At 68.6% G+C, this 14891-nt stretch carries 13 protein-coding genes; 3 read left to right on the top strand and 10 right to left on the bottom strand.

Annotation, left to right across the window (positions count from 1 at the left end; all coding sequences use genetic code 11):
- Positions 1-23 precede the first annotated feature (23 nt).
- From AMYNI_RS0121775 to AMYNI_RS0121765, 4 genes are all read right to left on the bottom strand, one after another.
- Positions 24-629, bottom strand: a complete 606-nt coding sequence (locus AMYNI_RS0121775) for an SAF domain-containing protein (protein WP_020670174.1) — start codon at positions 627-629, stop codon at positions 24-26.
- A 193-nt stretch (positions 630-822) separates the two neighbouring features.
- Positions 823-1287, bottom strand: coding sequence for a hypothetical protein (locus tag AMYNI_RS0121770; protein WP_245573970.1), 465 nt, complete (start codon positions 1285-1287; stop codon positions 823-825).
- 476 nt (positions 1288-1763) lie between these two features.
- Positions 1764-2327, bottom strand: a complete 564-nt coding sequence (locus tag AMYNI_RS49165) for a hypothetical protein (protein WP_157357441.1) — start codon at positions 2325-2327, stop codon at positions 1764-1766.
- A 77-nt stretch (positions 2328-2404) separates the two neighbouring features.
- A complete protein-coding gene (locus AMYNI_RS0121765) occupies positions 2405-3037 on the bottom strand; it encodes an A24 family peptidase (RefSeq protein ID WP_063713858.1) in 633 nt (210 codons plus the stop codon).
- Positions 3038-3952: 915 nt separating this feature from the next.
- Here AMYNI_RS0121765 and AMYNI_RS0121760 point away from each other — a divergent pair.
- Positions 3953-5206 (top strand): cytochrome P450 family protein, encoded by a 1254-nt coding sequence (locus AMYNI_RS0121760; protein ID WP_245573968.1) that lies wholly within the window; start codon positions 3953-3955, stop codon positions 5204-5206.
- Between the two features lie 18 nt (positions 5207-5224).
- On the opposite strand, the gene AMYNI_RS0121755 is transcribed toward AMYNI_RS0121760, so the two are convergent.
- The 5 genes from AMYNI_RS0121755 to AMYNI_RS0121735 all read right to left on the bottom strand — a co-directional run bounded on the left by AMYNI_RS0121755 (position 5225) and on the right by AMYNI_RS0121735 (position 12411).
- Positions 5225-7555 carry a helix-turn-helix transcriptional regulator gene (locus AMYNI_RS0121755; RefSeq protein ID WP_020670170.1) on the bottom strand — a complete coding sequence of 777 codons (2331 nt, stop codon included), beginning with the start codon at positions 7553-7555 and terminating at the stop codon, positions 5225-5227.
- Between the two features lie 918 nt (positions 7556-8473).
- On the bottom strand, positions 8474-8782 hold the full coding sequence (locus AMYNI_RS0121750; RefSeq protein ID WP_020670169.1) for a hypothetical protein: 309 nt from the start codon (positions 8780-8782) through the stop codon (positions 8474-8476).
- Between the two features lie 101 nt (positions 8783-8883).
- A complete protein-coding gene (locus AMYNI_RS45045) occupies positions 8884-10044 on the bottom strand; it encodes a zinc-binding dehydrogenase (protein WP_084628427.1) in 1161 nt (386 codons plus the stop codon).
- A gap of 169 nt (positions 10045-10213) precedes the next feature.
- The gene (locus tag AMYNI_RS0121740) at positions 10214-11110 is read right to left on the bottom strand and encodes an RNA polymerase sigma-70 factor (RefSeq protein WP_020670167.1); all 897 of its coding nucleotides are present in this window, start codon (positions 11108-11110) and stop codon (positions 10214-10216) included.
- 92 nt (positions 11111-11202) lie between these two features.
- Positions 11203-12411 carry an NAD(P)/FAD-dependent oxidoreductase gene (locus tag AMYNI_RS0121735; RefSeq protein ID WP_026360749.1) on the bottom strand — a complete coding sequence of 403 codons (1209 nt, stop codon included), beginning with the start codon at positions 12409-12411 and terminating at the stop codon, positions 11203-11205.
- Between the two features lie 228 nt (positions 12412-12639).
- On the opposite strand from AMYNI_RS0121735, the gene AMYNI_RS0121730 reads away from it, so the two are divergent.
- The gene (locus AMYNI_RS0121730) at positions 12640-12849 is read left to right on the top strand and encodes a hypothetical protein (RefSeq protein ID WP_020670165.1); all 210 of its coding nucleotides are present in this window, start codon (positions 12640-12642) and stop codon (positions 12847-12849) included.
- Positions 12850-12977: 128 nt separating this feature from the next.
- On the opposite strand, the gene AMYNI_RS0121725 is transcribed toward AMYNI_RS0121730, so the two are convergent.
- On the bottom strand, positions 12978-13436 hold the full coding sequence (locus tag AMYNI_RS0121725; RefSeq protein ID WP_051116350.1) for a MerR family transcriptional regulator: 459 nt from the start codon (positions 13434-13436) through the stop codon (positions 12978-12980).
- Between the two features lie 37 nt (positions 13437-13473).
- Between AMYNI_RS0121725 and AMYNI_RS45040 the strand changes: the two genes are divergently transcribed.
- Positions 13474-14160, top strand: coding sequence for a class I SAM-dependent methyltransferase (locus AMYNI_RS45040; protein WP_051116349.1), 687 nt, complete (start codon positions 13474-13476; stop codon positions 14158-14160).
- Positions 14161-14891: the final 731 nt, after the last annotated feature.

Here is a 14891-nt window from a genome sequence, read left to right as displayed (position 1 = left end):
CCCTTTCCACACAGCAATTGCTTCTAAGCACCCGGTCCGAGCTGGACCAGGACGACCTGGCCGGCCGACGCGCTGGTCGCGGCCTGCGCGGCATCCGCGCCGACGACGACATCGACGGTGACCGCGCCGGTGGAATCCGGCAGGCCGACACCCAGTACCCGCGCGCGAAACGCCCCGGCCGTGCTCGCCGAGGCTTGCCCGGCATCGGTCCCGGTGCCGCTCGCCACGGGGCTGACCTGGACCAGATCGCCGGGTGACAAGCCGCGGGCAGGCAGGTGCCCCGGCTTCACCGGCAGCCCGAGCAGCCGTTCGCCCGGCCCGGGAACCGGCTGCGCGGACAGCTGGCCCGGTGTCAGCACGCTGCCCGCGGGCAGCGTCGAGCGGGCGACCCGCCCGACGACCCCGGCCCGTTCGCTGGCAGTGATAGAGGCCAACGACTGGTCCGGGACTGCTTTCGCCACCCCGAGATCGCCCTCGCCGATCCGCTGGCCCCACCCCACGTCCCGGGTCAGCACCAGCACATCGACCCGTTCGTCCTGCCCCGCGATCAAGGCGTAGTTGCCGAACGCGACCACAGCAGCCAGCACCCCCGCCACCGCCAGCAGCCACCAGCGCCGCCGACGCGGCACCCTCGGCCCATCACCGTCCTCACGTGGCCCGGCGACGGCCGACTCACCGCCACGGGGTTGTGACGGCCGGGAAAAAGACACAGCAGTACCCACTGGGGTAACTCCCTCCCCATTCCAGAAGTGTTGTTTCCTTATTTCCGCAGAATGCGAAAAACGAATACTTCGCAGAATGCGGTTGTCACAGTCCTGTTCGTTAGTTCGCGCGCAGTGCCTGCACCTCCGCGACCGCGAACGTGGCCGCGGTCCGTGAACTCATCTGCGGGAAGTCCCCGCCGACCTCAGCGGTGCCGTCCGAGCCGACCCAACTCACCGACCACTGGATCGCCCACCCCGCCGTTGCCTGGTCGTTCGGCTGTCCGACCGAGCTGCGGGTGTAGACGAACCCGCAATCCGGACTGGCCGCGTGCAGGCCGTACGAGCGGTCGTACGGTGTGCCCGGACCGGAACACGACATCGAGCCACCGGTGCCCGAGTTGAACGTCATGCCCACCGGGGTCGCGGTCACCTCGGCCCACACCGGACCCACCTGCACCCGCTGCACCGCCGGACGCCACACGCTGCGCTCGGTCCACACCCAGGTGTTCTCCCCGACGATCGTGGCGTCCCGCCCATCCGGCAGACGTACATCCGGCGAATGCCGCGGCACCGGCAACGGCAACCTCAACTGCTCAAACGCCTGCGCAGCCAGCTCCGCCGGGCTCGGCAACACCGGAGCAGCCGCCGCCTCCGGCGGCGGCGCCTCGTCTGCCGGAAGAGGCGGAATGCAGCGCAACCCGAACGCGCTCCCACCCGGTCGGGCACCGCCAACTCCGAACCCGCCGAGGAAGCATCCGGGTGGGATCCCGCTTGGAGAATCCGTGGTCCCGCCCGAGCCAACCCCGGCCTGCCGGTCCTGACCAGGCGACTTCGGCCGAGGGCCGCCAGGCCGAACCGGAGCCTGGCCTCGCTTCTCCAATGCCTGCATGTCGATTTGCGGCGGGGCGTACTGGCCAAACTGATCGGTGTTGTTGGGTACGACGATGACCTGGCCGTCGTCATTAGGATTGGACTCAGCCTGCGATGTCTCCGCAAGGCCGATAGTCCCGCCCACGGCCAATACGCAGGTCGAGCAGGCGAGTACGTTTCGGATGCTCATCAGCACGGCCCACCTGGATACGCAAGTTGTGACACCTTCCACTGGCCGCCTGCTCCGTCGCGGGCGAGTTGGGCGTGGATGGGAATTTCTGGTGAGCCAACGGTCTTTCGGTCACCGGTCGTTGCATCCGCTTGCCCCGAGCGGGATCCGTCCTGGCAGTCGATCACAGTCGCCTGGTCACCACGGACTTCCACCTGGCTAATGCGTGTGGTGACGTCCCCATAGGGCTTCACGCCAACCTGCTTATTGCGGTGCATCGCCTCCAAGGTCGTGGAGAACTGTGGATCCGCCGCGATCGCGGCCATGGCATCGCGCCAGGTGTCCTCTGGCGTAGTCGGAATGGCCAACGACCGAGGCCAGAACTGGGTGTACGCGGCCTCGACTGCCTGCCGCTCGTCCTGCCCGGACGAACTGGGCGCCGCCGGTGCTTGGGACGGAGCCGATAGGTTCGGTGACGACGTCGGTGCCGGGGCATCCCCATTGCTACAGCCTGCCACCAGCATGGGCGCCAGAGCTGCGCTCGCCAGGACGACGAACTGCGACCAACGAGTGCCGACGATCATCACAAGTACCTTTCTCTGTGCTTCCGATACCGATGCCCGAGCTGGCTTTCCCGCGCCGGCTGCGTGCGGTGGGTCAGTTACGCCATCAGCATGCTGACCAAGGCTCCGGTCAGCAGTGACGGCCCGGCGGGGAACCGTGAATTCATCCGTCTGGAGCACATCGCCACCGCGAGCGCGACCACCGCGGTGAGCCCGCTGGCCATCAGCAGTCCCCGCAGCAGCCCTTCCCAGCCGAACCAGCCCAGGTACAACGCGACCGCCCCGTACAAGGCCGTGTCCCCGCCTCCGGTGTGGTCCGGTGCCCACGCCTGCACCAGCCCGGCCAGCGTGAACACCACCGCCGCCGCACCGCAGGCGAACCCGACCCGCCCCCAGCGCCCGTCGACCGCCGCGGCGCCGAGCAGGGCCACGATGCCGCCACCGGTCAAAGCAGCCACGAGCGGAAACGGAAGACGCCGCCACCGCAGGTCCGTGATCGCGAGGCTGCATCCCAGCGCGCACGCCCAGCACCACGCCGCCAGCAACGGCGTCGTGCCGAACCGCGTCCACCCTGCCAGCCACGACGCCGCGGTCACGGCGGACATTCCGATAGCTACGAAGGCGCGTAGTCGGCCGGAATCTGCCAGCAGCGAGCTGGCTGCTCGTTCCGCTACCAGCACCACCAGTGGTCCGGCCAGCAGACCTGCCGCCCCGACGACCCACGGCACCATCGACGCCACGAGCACCTCCTGGGTGAGGACGGGCAGCCATGCGACGAGAGGGAAAGGGACGAGGGGCACCGGCCCCCGACCGGCCGGTGCCCCCACGTCCGGCCTGGAAGGCTGGAGCCTGGTGGTCAACGCTGAACGGCATGCGCCGAGCTGGCGCCGCGCACCCGACCACCCTCACGGCACACCCCGCGAACTGCATCATCCCGTCACTTCCTACGCAATCTTGTGAGCAACCTCGCGCCCCGCCCAGTTCGCTGACTTGCCGGGTGCGAGAAGGTTTCGCCGAGGCGTGCGGCGTCCTTCGGTTGCGCTGTTCGTTGAACGTCACTCGGCCGGCCCCCTCCGCCGGTCGAGCATTATCGTGTTTTCCGTCGCCGACATGTCGGAGTTACCTGAAGAGGCAGCCTACGCGCCACGGGCGGCAGTTTCGCTTCATTCTCTTCTGTTGCCCTTGCGTCTCAGTTAGCGTCGATTTCAACGCTTAAGAAAAACATACCCGCGGAGACGGAGAAGCGGTATCAGTATTTTGCCTCGCTACTTACGCGCCACTACGGAGTCTTGCAGGGGTCACCACTGAGAACCGGGGCCGACAGTACGGAGTCGATAAGCGTCTCGCCGAGAATTTGTCGTGATACGCGGCCACGCTGACGCCAGCATGCGCTTGATCTAACAGACGGTAAGCAACTTATCGCTGTGAGCTTTCACGATGCCGATGATCGCCGTTGAAGGCCGCCGTGGCATTCCCTGGTCGAGTTCCCTTCGTGAGCCTCCGTAGTGACGCTAATTGTTCTCCGTAGTCTGGCCTGCCCGTCTCCGTAGTAATCGCTGTCGGTCTCCGTAGTCGAGGTTCGTTCAAACCCGTAGTTGCCCGGATGGTGCCAGCAGGCTCCGGCGTCGAAGCTGAATGTCAGGCAAATGGCCACGCTCGCGCGCACGTGGTGTGCGGAACAGGGGGCAGCCGTGACGTCGGCGCGCTATTTCGACCTGAGCGACTGGGCACGCGGACACGAGATCGAAGCTGCGTTGCGCGAGCAGGGAGCGGTGCATCGCACCGTGGTGGCCGACTTCATGCAGGTATGGGTCATCGGCCGGTATGCCGAGGCCCGCGCGGCGCTGAAGGACCGGAGGTTGAGCAAGGACGCGGCCGGGCTGGCCAGGATCATGCAGCGCCAGCGCCGCGAGGCCGGGCAGACCGCCGTGCTCAGTCAGATGTTCAGTCGCCACATGTTGTTCAGTGACGGTGCCGCCCATGATCGGCTGCGGGGGCTAGTGGCCGCGGAGTTCACCCGGTCCCGAATGGAGGGTCTACGGCCACGCGTGGAACACGTGACCACGTCCCTGCTCGACGTGCTGGCGGCGGCCGATGGCCCGGTCGACCTGGTGGAGGGTCTTGCGTTTCCGCTGCCGCTGACGGTGATCTGCCAGATGCTCGGCGTCCCGGAGGCGGACTGGGCGCCTTTTCGCGGCTGGACTCGAGCGCTGATGGAGGACCATCCCGACCGCACCGTGCCGGCCTCGCAGGCGATGGAGGCATACTTCGACGACCTGATCCGAGCCAAGCGGGCTGCTCCCGGGGACGATCTGCTCTCCGCATTGGTGGTCGCCCGGGACACCGAGGACCGGTTGAGCGACGGCGAGCTGATGGCGACCTGCTTCTTGCTGTTCGTCGCCGGCCACGAGACCACCACGAACCTCATCAGCAACGCGGCCCGGTGCCTGCTGGAGAACTCCGCGCAGTGGCGGCGGCTGACGGCGAACCCGACGCTGGTGCCGATGGCCGTGGAGGAGGTGCTCCGCTACGACTCACCGGTGAGTCGCGCTACTCATCGGTATACCGCCGAGGCGGTGACCTACGGCGGGGTGACCATCCCGGCCGGCGAGATCGTGCTGGTGTCGCTGTCGTCGGCGAACCGCGACGACAGGCGTTTCGAGGCCGCGGACGAGCTGCGCCTGGACCGGGACACGACCGGCCATATCGCCTTCGGCCACGGCATCCACCACTGCCTGGGCGCCGCGCTGGGACGCATCGAAGCCCAGACCGCGCTAGGGCAGCTCACCCAGCGCTTCCCGCACGCGCGCCTGGCTGTGCCGGCTTCCGATCTGAAGCGGACCCGCAGCGCGATCATGAACGGCCACGAGGCGCTCCCCGTCGCGCTCCACGGCCGGTAGCAGCCGGCGGCCCGACGTTTATGGTTGGTTCTGGGTCAGGAACCACTGGGTCAGCTCCAGCCGGTTGGACGCGCCCGTTTTGGCCAGCGCGCTCTGCACGTGTGACTCCACGGTCCGCGGCGAGATCTGGAAATCGTCGGCGATGGCCCGGTTCGACTTGCCCTTGGCCACCAGCGCGACCACCTCGTGTTCACGCCGGGTCAGTCCGCCCAGCCGCGGCTCGGTGGCCGCCTGCTCCGGCCCCGATTCCGGCGATGACAGCGCCAGGGTGACGAGTTCCTCGTAGGTCAGGGAGCCGCCCACCGCGGCCTCGATCTCGTACTCGGCATCGCCCAGTCCACGGCGGCAGGCCGCTTCAGCGGACCGCTGCACCCGCAGGAACGGCAGTAAGCCGGTGACGGCCGCGGACGTCCGTTGCTGCAACCGCTGCTGAGACCCGCCGATCAGCCGCGCGGCTGTCAGATGGTCACCTCGATCGGCGGCGATCACGGCGGCCAGCCACAACCCGAAACCGGGCCCCCAGGCGTCCCCCATCTGATCCTGCGCCCGCAAGCTCTGTCGCAGAAAACCCAGAGCACGGTCCAGGTCCCCGTGCTGCTGGTTGCTGTGCTGCTGCAAAGCCACCGCGTATGTCCATTGTGCCCACGCGACCGCCAACGGCGCTCCGCGTGCTTGGGCTTCGGCGAGCACCGGCTCCACATGCGCGAGCGCTTCCTCCCGGGTGCCGAGGAACGCCGCGGCCATGGCGGCGAACAGCTTCATCATGTGGGCGTCGCCGTCGTTGCGTGCCAGTTCCGCAGCCCGATCGAGAACAGCGATGCTGCCGTGCGCCGTGCGCCGGTCGGTTTCGGCCAGCCACAGGTGCGTGCCCTCGATGTACTCCAGGATCGCCGCGGGCGGGACGCGCTGGAGCTGATCGGCGATGTCCCGGCACCGCTCCAGCAGCGGTTCGGCGGCGCTGGGTTTGCCCTGGATCAGGGCCGTCCACGCGCCCAGCGCCAGCGCGGCGAGCTGCGGGTCGCTGGGTTCGGCCGGCTGCTCGTCGAGCGCCCGGTTCAGCAGCCGCCGGATCTCGTTCAGCCTGCCGTCGAACGCGTAGGCGCGGGTGCGGCACATGTTGACCGCCATCGCCAGCGCGTGGATCTGTTCACCCGGCTGGGACAGCAGATACTCGAAGGCCGCCCGCAGGTTGGGTGCGTCGCCGATCAGCCCGTGCATCCACGCGATCTCGTCCCGGCCGAACCACTCCTGGGCCGCTTGCTGGGCCAGGCCGACGAAATACGTGGCGTGACCGCGCCGGACCGCGGCACGGTCGATGCCCTCAGGCAGATCCAGTTCCTGCCCATAGGCCCGCATGCTGTCGTGCATCCGATACCGGCTCTGCCCGCGACGGCCGTCGGCACGGACCAGCACCGAGTTGTTCAGCAGCTCTTCGAGCCCATTCAGCACGGCCTCCTGGTCGAGGCCGAGCTCGGCGAACACCCCGGCAAGCCCTTGAGCGCGGAAGGCTCCCTGGAACTCGCTCGCGATCGCCCACATGTGCCTGCCCTCAGGCGACAACCACCGGGCCGATGACGCCAGGGTCCTGCGCAAGCTGCGGCCGTCGCCGGCCAGCACCTCCAGCGCGCCGGCGTCTTCGAGGTTCGCCATGATCTCGTCCAGGGTGTTCACCGCCAGCCGGCTCGCGGCCAGCTCGATCGCCAGCGGTAGCCCTTCCAGCCGCCGGCACAGCTTCGTCGCCGCCGGATAGTCCGACCTGGTCAGCCGAACGCCCCGCGCGGCGGCACGGTCGAGCAGCAACTGCACTGCCTCCGGGACCTCGCCGCCGCCGCTGGGGAGAGCAGCGTGGTCCAGCGGTGGCACGACGAGCAGGTGCTCGGCCTCGATGCCCAGGTGCACCCGGCTGGTGGCGATGATCTGCAGGCGCGGTGCCCCTCGGAGCAGGGTCCTCAGCAGCCCGGGCAGCGGGCCCGGTTCGCCGGCGGCGCTCACCAGGTGGTCGCAGTTGTCCAGCACGAGCAGCTGATGACGATCCCGAAGGTACTTGATCAAGCGCACGGGGCCCGGTTCCGACGAGTTGTCGCCTAAGCCCAGGGACGTGGCCAGCTCCCCTTCAAGCCGCCCGTCGTCCCGTCCGTCGATGTCGGTCAGCGAGACGACCGCGACCCCGTCATACCGGTCCGCCACCTGGTTGGCCAGACGCAGCGCCAACCGCGTCTTACCCACCCCGGCCGTGCCGGTCAGCGTCACCAACCGCGCGACCTGAAGGAAATCCTCACCCGCGGCCAGCAGATCAGCCCGGCCCACGAGCCGGGTCAACTCCGCCGGAACCCCACCATCCGCGGTCATCCGACCCACCAGGACGCAACACGGCACGCAGCCCAAGCCGACCGACCCGGCGGTCCCACCATGATCACAGACCCCTCCCTCCACAATGCACGCGCAACGGCCAGGTACCACGACCAGCCGGCCACGCCGACAACCCGGCCCGACACGGCAAGCGCTCACCCTGTGTCTGAACGCGCCGCACGCGCATCCACTCCCACGCCCTTCGCCCGGTCTGCGACCAACCTCCCCTGTGCAGACCACAAGAGCGCGCTCTCCCGCAATCGATACTAACCAGTGACGGAAGCCACGTTGACAAATCAGCCTAGACCGAATGAGTGGTGATCAACACCCCGTGAGCTGCATGTTCAATGACAACCGTCCAGAAGCCGACAGACACCCACAGCGCTCCGAGATAGATACCGGTCCGGAGACCGTGGGCACGGAGCTGGCCCGCGAGGCGCTTGACCTCGTACTCGGCACCAAGGACGGCGCGCGCTCGCAAGACTTCTCGTGTGCCGGCGGGTGCGCACCGCTGTGAACAGGGACGTCCTCGGCGACGCAGGGATCGGGCGAGGGGCCGCCCGGGAGGTAGCCGTTGCCACCGGGGCAACTTCTCTGCACCAAGCAAGAGGACATGCCGGAGGTAGTCGTTCAGATCCTCACGGTGCGACACGTCTCGTTTCACATATCGCGGTGGGTTGGTGGTGCGAAGCGATCGCACAACGTCCTGTGGCGCCCGATGAGCGTGAGGTCGCTCGGCGAGCGCTGGTTTATCAAGGCCAGCGGCCCCGGCCGGGGTCTGCGCCCCTTTTCGCGACCCGGACGTCTTCGAGGACGATGAGGGCGAGGACTGACGGCCGGCGCCGCTGCCCTGGCCCGTCGGGCATCTGGCTACTCCAGCCGTAGATCGTGATCTCGATGGTGCGGGCGCCTCTCCGTCTACCCGAGTTCGCCGAGACGGTGGGCGTCCTCAATCTCGCTAAGCTTTGCGGAGGACAGGACGCCCGCCTGCTCGATCAGGTCGTCCCGGGACACGGTGGTCAGCCACGTGCAGGGGGTAAAGCCCGGGCGTGGGAACGCGAACCGCAGCACTCCTTCAAAGGGCAGTCCTTCCCTGGCGCCGACTTGCACTTCGACGCCCAGGCCGCTGATGTCGACGCCCGCGGGCGTGACGACCTGCATCGCCCGGATCCTGGACGCGTCGTCTGCCGCCAGCAGTACGACCAGCCGCCGCTTGTCGAACTCCACCCACCAGACTTCGCCACGTCGCACATGTCCTCCTGGTTCAGGACGGCAGGCGGAACTGCGCGACCCTGACGTGTTGTGGAGACGGGGGTGGCCACCAGTGATCATCGGTGTGAAGACAAACGATCATGCGGTGGCCGCAGGTCACAGGGTAGACCCCTGCCCGGTGGCAAGAGGCGTTCGAGCCTGATGGGCCGGGCAAACCGGGCCGGTGCCGGCGTCGCTCGGGTCAGGGGGTCAGGACGGTCTTGCCGTCCAGGTCTCCTGCGGTAGCCGGGGCTTGGACCGCGGCCTGGTCGGCACGCAGCCGCTCGGCCAGGTTTCCGCCCTCGGCCCGGGCGGCCAGCTCGGCGATCCCGGGCGAACCTGCCGGCGGCGCGGGCGTGGACCGTGGCCAGGTCGGCCAGTGGCAGCCGCTGGGCCACCTCGATCGCCAGATCTCCGGCGTCGACGCGGGTGGCTAGGTCGGCGAGTTGGGTGACGTCGCTGCGCGCGAACACGTGCACCGTGCGCACCCCGCGCCCGGCATCTTGCGGGCCGGGAATGGTGACGCTGACGAAGGCTCCGCCGTCGGCGACCAGGTCCACCAGCTGCGCGTTCTCCTCGGGGCTGGCGGGAGCCAGCTGCAGCACCACGTCGAAGTGCTGCCCGGCCAGCGCCTGCACAACGGGGGTCACGGTGTAGTCGACGATCCGGTTCGCACCGTAGGAGCGGACACGGTCGCGGCTGCGCGCGCCGGCGGTCGCGGTCACGGTGGCACCGGCCTGCGCGGCCAGCTGGACGGCGTACCCGCCCACTGCGCTGCCTGCGCCGTTGATCAGGATGTTCTGCCCGGGTTTGGTGTCGGCGTGTTCGAACAGGGCCTGCCAGGCCGTCAGGCCGACGAGGGGTAGGGCCGCGGCGTCGGCCAGCTCGACGGTGCGGGGGGCGGTGGCCAGCACTTCGGCGGATGCGGCGACGTATTCGGCGGCCGCGCCGGGCGCGTCCGCCGGCAGAAGCGCGATTACCGCGTCCCCCACGCTCCAGTTGGTTACGCCCTCGCCGACCTCGGTGATGACTCCGGCCAGGTCGAGGCCGGGAATGTGCGGGAAGGTCAGTGGGAGCAGGTCCTGTCGCAATCCTGCGCGGAGGCCGGAGTCCGCGTCGTTGTACGAGGTGCCGGCCACCTGCACCACTACTTGGCCCGTACCTGGCACCGGCCGGTCTGCCTCCTCGTAGACGAGGACCTCGCTGCCGCCGTAGGAGTGGTAACGCACTGCCTTCATGGTTTCTCCCGTTCGCTCGCTTGCATGGCTCATCGGTTATCTCCCTGGCGGGTCAGCTGGTGAAGGACTCGTGGCCGAAGCGGCCCCACGCCACGAAGGCGGCCAGGGCGAGGTAGGCCAGGCTGAGTCTTGGAAGGATTGACGTCCGCGGGTCGGGGACCGTTGGTGTTCAGCGCAGGGTGAGCGGGGTCGCTGATGTGAGGTGGGACAGTTTCTCCGGGTTGCGGACGTAGTAGAGGCCGGTGATGCGGGCGTCCTGGACACGGATCGCCATGACGCCGTCGATCTCGCCGTCCAGGCGGACCAGGAGTGCCGGGTTGCCGTTGACCACGGTCGGTTCGGCGGTGAGTGTGTCTTTGAATTTGCCGATGCCGCCGGCGAACATACGGGCCACCTGCTCAGCGCCGGTGACCGGCCGCAGCGCGGCGTGTTTGATGCCGCCGCCGTCGCTCATCAGGACGACCTCAGGGGCGAGCACCGCAAGAAGGGTCTGCGGGTCCCCGGTTTCGACCGCGCGGTGGAACGACTCCAGGAGCGCCTGGCCCTCGTTCGAGGGGACCACCCGGCGGGGGCGGCGGGCGTCGACGTGCCGGCGGGCGCGGTGGGCGATCTGGCGGACGGCCGCGGGGCTCTTGTCGACGGCGGCCGCGATCTCGTCGTAGCCAATATTGAAGGCTTCGCGCAGCACGAAGACGGCGCGTTCCATCGGCGACAGCGTCTCGAGGACGAGCATGAGCGCCATCGACACGCTCTCGGCGAGCTCGATGTCCTGGGCCACGTCCGGCGTGGTGAGCAGCGGCTCGGGTAGCCAGGAGCCGACGTACGCCTCTCTGCGGCGCTTCACGGTGCGCAGCCGGTTGAGCGCCTGGCGGGTGGTGATCCGGACCAGGTAGGCGCGCTGGTCGTTCACCTGTCCCAGGTCGGCCTTGACCCAGCGCAGCCAGGTTTCCTGGAGGACGTCTTCGGCGTCGGCGGCCGATCCGAGCATCTCGTAGGCGACGGTGAACAGCAGGTTGCGGTGGGCGATGAACGTCTCGGTCGCCGGGTCGGTGGCGTCGTCGCTCATCTCTCGTCCCTGCTCCTCGTCCTTCGCGGTCGGCCCTGGCGGCCGACCGCGTTCGCACGTGTCCACAGCAAGATCCTCGCAGCAGGCACCGGTCAGATTGACCGGTCGGCGGCGGCCGGTGCCTCGGCGCGGTGGGCGCGCAGCAGCTGCCGGCGCTTGGCGACACCTCCCGGCATGCGGTGCAGCCTGAATGAACCGGGCTTGTGCGCCTCTCCGGCCAGGTGCTTGGGGATGCCCTGGCAGACCACTTCCTTGATCCTGGCGCCCAGCCCGTCGTCGACGTGCAGCCACACCGCGACGTCGGACCTGTTGGCGAACTGGTAGATGCCCGCGCTTCGGCCCAGGCTGATGCACTGGGCGTACATCGACTGATGGAGGTTCTCCGGTTGCTCGCCCGCGAGTCGGCTGAGCACGGTGTCGGCGGCCCGCGCGCCCAGCGGCACCGCGTTCAGACAGCTCATCCGCAGCGGCAGGTCCGATGGTGCAGCCGAGTCCCCGGCCGCGAGGATGCGCGCGTCGTCCACGCTCGTCAGCGTCTCGTCCGTGAGCAGGCGCCCCACCGCGTCGGTGCTCAGCCCGCTGCGGACGGCCAGATCCGGAACGCCGAATCCGACGGTCCAGACGGTGACCTCGCTCGGCAGCTCACGGCCGTCGGCGAGCCGCACGGCTTCGCGGGTCACCGCCGTCACCATCGCGTCAGCGCCGTCGATGAGCGTCACACCGAGCCTGGCCAGCCGCTTCGCAACCGAGCGCCGGCCCCGGGTGTGCAGGTAGGGGCCGAGCACACCTCCGCAGACCAGGGTCACCGCGCGGCCGGCCTCCGCCAGCTCGGCGGCGGTCTCGATGCCGGTGGGGCCGGCGCCGACCACTGTCACGGGGGCCGTCGCGGGCGTGGCGTCGAGTGCCGGGCGCAGCCGCTGTGCCTGCTCCAGGGTGGCGATCGGGTAGGCGAACTCGGCCGCCCCTGGCACGCTCAGTTCGGCGCTGCCGCTGCCCACCGCGTAGATCAGGTAGTCATAGCCGAGCGTGCCGTCGGCCGTCAGAGTCACGCTGCGCTCGGCCGCGTCGATCCTGCTGACGGTGTCGACCACCACCCGCACCCCCTCGGCCAGGACTTCCTGGTAGGCAACGACCGCGTCGTCCGACCCGCCGACCAGCTGGTGCAGCCGGACCCGGTGGACCAAATCCGGGCGCGGGTTGATCAACGTCACTGTCACGTCGTCGCGCAGCATCAGCCGATTCGCGGCCATCACGCCCGCGTATCCGCCACCGATCACAACCACACGCGTGTTCCCAGTCATGGTGCCTCCTCCGATTCCAGGTGTTCGGCCTCAAGACACCGCGCCATCGATCCCTGTGACAAGACGTGAGCCAGACCACCCACGGACCGTCGGCGATCGGCCGGTTGACGATCGAGGACATCGAGGTCGACGCCCACAACGTCTCCACCTCGGCGACGCACCAACGGCCAGTGCCAGGTGTACCTGCAGCTCATCGACGTCGATCGTCCCGATGACTTAAGAATCCCGATGCGCACCGACGAGCCTGAGATCATCGAGGACTACATCAGCGGCGAAACCGTGCGCGCGGCCAGCTACGTCAAGCAGGTGCGCCCTGCCTCCACGAAGGCCGGTTTCTGCTTGGTGGACAGCGACGGCATTGCGGCGACCGAGGACGACCTCGCCCATACCATTACCGAGAGCAATCGGCGTCTGCAGCGCGAAAGCGAAACACCGTAGACCGGGTCGAAGGTCGAACCGGGGAGCAATTGTCAACACCTGTGGATGAGGTCTTCAGCGTGACGATTGGTTCTGCTGGTAGGTCCACAGCTCGCCGTAGGTTCGCGTTCGGATCGGTGAGGGGTCTGTCAGTGCGCTCGCGCGTGGCTTTCTTCCAGTGGGAGGCCGTGCTGTCGCCCTTCGATGATCGCCCAGAATCGGGAGCACTTCATGGGATCGCTGGCCGGGCATTTCCGGCCGTGTTCCAGTGCGGTGCGGGCCACCTCGATACGGTGCTGCTGCTCGACCAGCTCGGCCAGCTTGTGGTCGATCATCTCCCGCCGGCCTTGCCGCTCGCCAGCGAGGAAGCGCCCGATCTCTGCCAGCGAGAATCCGATCTCGCGGAAGAAGAGGATCACGCTGACGTCCCTGACTGCCGACGCGGCATAACGCCGTCGTCCCGCCGCCCGCGCCGCCGGCCGCACCAAGCCGAGTTCGTCGTAGTAACGCAGCGCGCTCGTCGGCACGCCGGTACGTTCGGACAGTTCACCAATGGACAACGACGTCGGCGTGGTCGACGAAGCCGGGGTGCGCTCGGTGGCAGACATTGACTTCAAGCGTACTCGAAGTGCTTGGCTCACCCCCATGAAGATCAAGGAGAGGGTGCTGGGCCGCATCTTGCAATGGTGGGGTCCTCGCGGAGGGCTGGCACAGTTCCACCAGCCGACCGGAGCCGTAGGGCACGTCGCCGGCTGGATCATGGGCCGGCGCTCGTCGAACGTGGCGCGCAACCGCTGGGCGGTGCAGCTTCTCGACGTCCAGCCGACTGACCGCGTCATCGAACTCGGCTGCGGTCCGGGCGTGGCCATCGCCGCCCTCGCCACCCGAGCGTCCCGGGGATTGGTCGTCGGCGTCGACCACTCGCAGGTGATGATCCGCCAGGCCCGCCGCCGCAACAGGCCCGCCATACGGGCCGGACGGGTACGCCTGGTGCACGCGCCGGTCGAGAGCCTGTCGATCAGCGACGGGCCATTCGACGCCGCGCTTGCCGTCAACACAGTCGGCATGTGGCCTGACCCCACCGCCCGGCTACGTGAACTCGCCCGGCTGTTGCGGCCCGGCGGGCGCATCGCGCTGGTATCCCAGCCCCGCTGTCCCGGTGCCACCGCGGCCACCTCGGCGGCGGCCGCCAACGAACTGGCAGGCCAGCTCACCGAAGCTGGGTTCGAGCACCTCCGAACCGAAATACTCGATCTCGACCCGCCGGCGGCGTACGTCCTCGGGAACATGGCACCAGCCGATGACGCCGAGCGCCAACGTCTGCCTGCTTGACGGCAGTCAAACAGTGGTTAATCGTCCGTGGCGCATACCCCTCGGCCAGCGTCGGTTTGCCCGTGCGGATGTTCACCGTCCCTGGCGCGGCTCCTCCCGCGTGGGTCCGCCTGCGCTGCGGATTCGGCGCTGTCTTCATCCAGCCGACCAGGACGTCAACCTCCGAGCCCGTGGCGCGCTCCCAATCCGCCTCCAACGCCCATAGCACCCTGAACTACCGCAGCAGGTCGTAGCCGTAGCTGCGGCTGGTCAACGGGCTCATATCGCTCAACGCCAGGTCGCGCAGATACTGGGTGACCGGTTCAATCTCGGCCCCGGACGAGTCAATGACCACGAATGGAGGGAGTTTCCCCGTTGCGGCCGTGACAGCGCCGGCCCGCCCGAGCTTCACCTGCCCCTCCATGACCCGCCGTCGTAAATCAGACATGCACCAAACCCTTCAGTCTCGAATGGACAGCCCATCCTTGATCAGATCGGACTTGGTGCAGTCAACTGAACACCAGCCCCGAATTGGGGGGATGGCGACCGGGGCGGGCCGGTTCCGGTCGGACTGGGTGCCTCAGCGAGTCTTCGGTTGGGCGGAGATGATCGAGGGCAGTGGCGGCGCGGTCGCCTGCCGGATCGTGGGCCGCGCCGGCGCCGCCGCCGTGTTCGCTCCCGGAAAGCGTCCTCGTCGTGCACAGGGCTGGACAGGTCGGCCGTGGCCGAAGGTGGGGAGCTGGTCTCGCTCG

This window comes from Amycolatopsis nigrescens CSC17Ta-90, from assembly GCF_000384315.1.
GTDB classification, from domain to species: Bacteria; Actinomycetota; Actinomycetes; order Mycobacteriales; family Pseudonocardiaceae; genus Amycolatopsis; species Amycolatopsis nigrescens.
Note: the sequence above shows the minus strand (reverse complement) of the source record. Positions and strands in the feature narration are given on the sequence as shown.

What these genes read in the sequence shown, in the direction of transcription:
- AMYNI_RS0121760 (WP_245573968.1), top strand. Translation starts at nt 3,953, where the DNA reads ATGGCCACGCTCGCGCGCACGTGGTGTGCGGAACAGGGGGCAGCCGTG.
- AMYNI_RS0121740 (WP_020670167.1), bottom strand. Translation starts at nt 11,110, where the DNA reads ATGAGCGACGACGCCACCGACCCGGCGACCGAGACGTTCATCGCCCAC.
- AMYNI_RS45040 (WP_051116349.1), top strand. Translation starts at nt 13,474, where the DNA reads ATGAAGATCAAGGAGAGGGTGCTGGGCCGCATCTTGCAATGGTGGGGT.
- AMYNI_RS0121755 (WP_020670170.1), bottom strand. Translation starts at nt 7,555, where the DNA reads ATGACCGCGGATGGTGGGGTTCCGGCGGAGTTGACCCGGCTCGTGGGC.
- AMYNI_RS45045 (WP_084628427.1), bottom strand. Translation starts at nt 10,044, where the DNA reads ATGAAGGCAGTGCGTTACCACTCCTACGGCGGCAGCGAGGTCCTCGTC.
- AMYNI_RS0121730 (WP_020670165.1), top strand. Translation starts at nt 12,640, where the DNA reads ATGCGCACCGACGAGCCTGAGATCATCGAGGACTACATCAGCGGCGAA.
- AMYNI_RS0121765 (WP_063713858.1), bottom strand. Translation starts at nt 3,037, where the DNA reads ATGGTGCCGTGGGTCGTCGGGGCGGCAGGTCTGCTGGCCGGACCACTG.
- AMYNI_RS0121725 (WP_051116350.1), bottom strand. Translation starts at nt 13,436, where the DNA reads ATGTCTGCCACCGAGCGCACCCCGGCTTCGTCGACCACGCCGACGTCG.
- AMYNI_RS49165 (WP_157357441.1), bottom strand. Translation starts at nt 2,327, where the DNA reads ATGATCGTCGGCACTCGTTGGTCGCAGTTCGTCGTCCTGGCGAGCGCA.
- AMYNI_RS0121735 (WP_026360749.1), bottom strand. Translation starts at nt 12,411, where the DNA reads ATGACTGGGAACACGCGTGTGGTTGTGATCGGTGGCGGATACGCGGGC.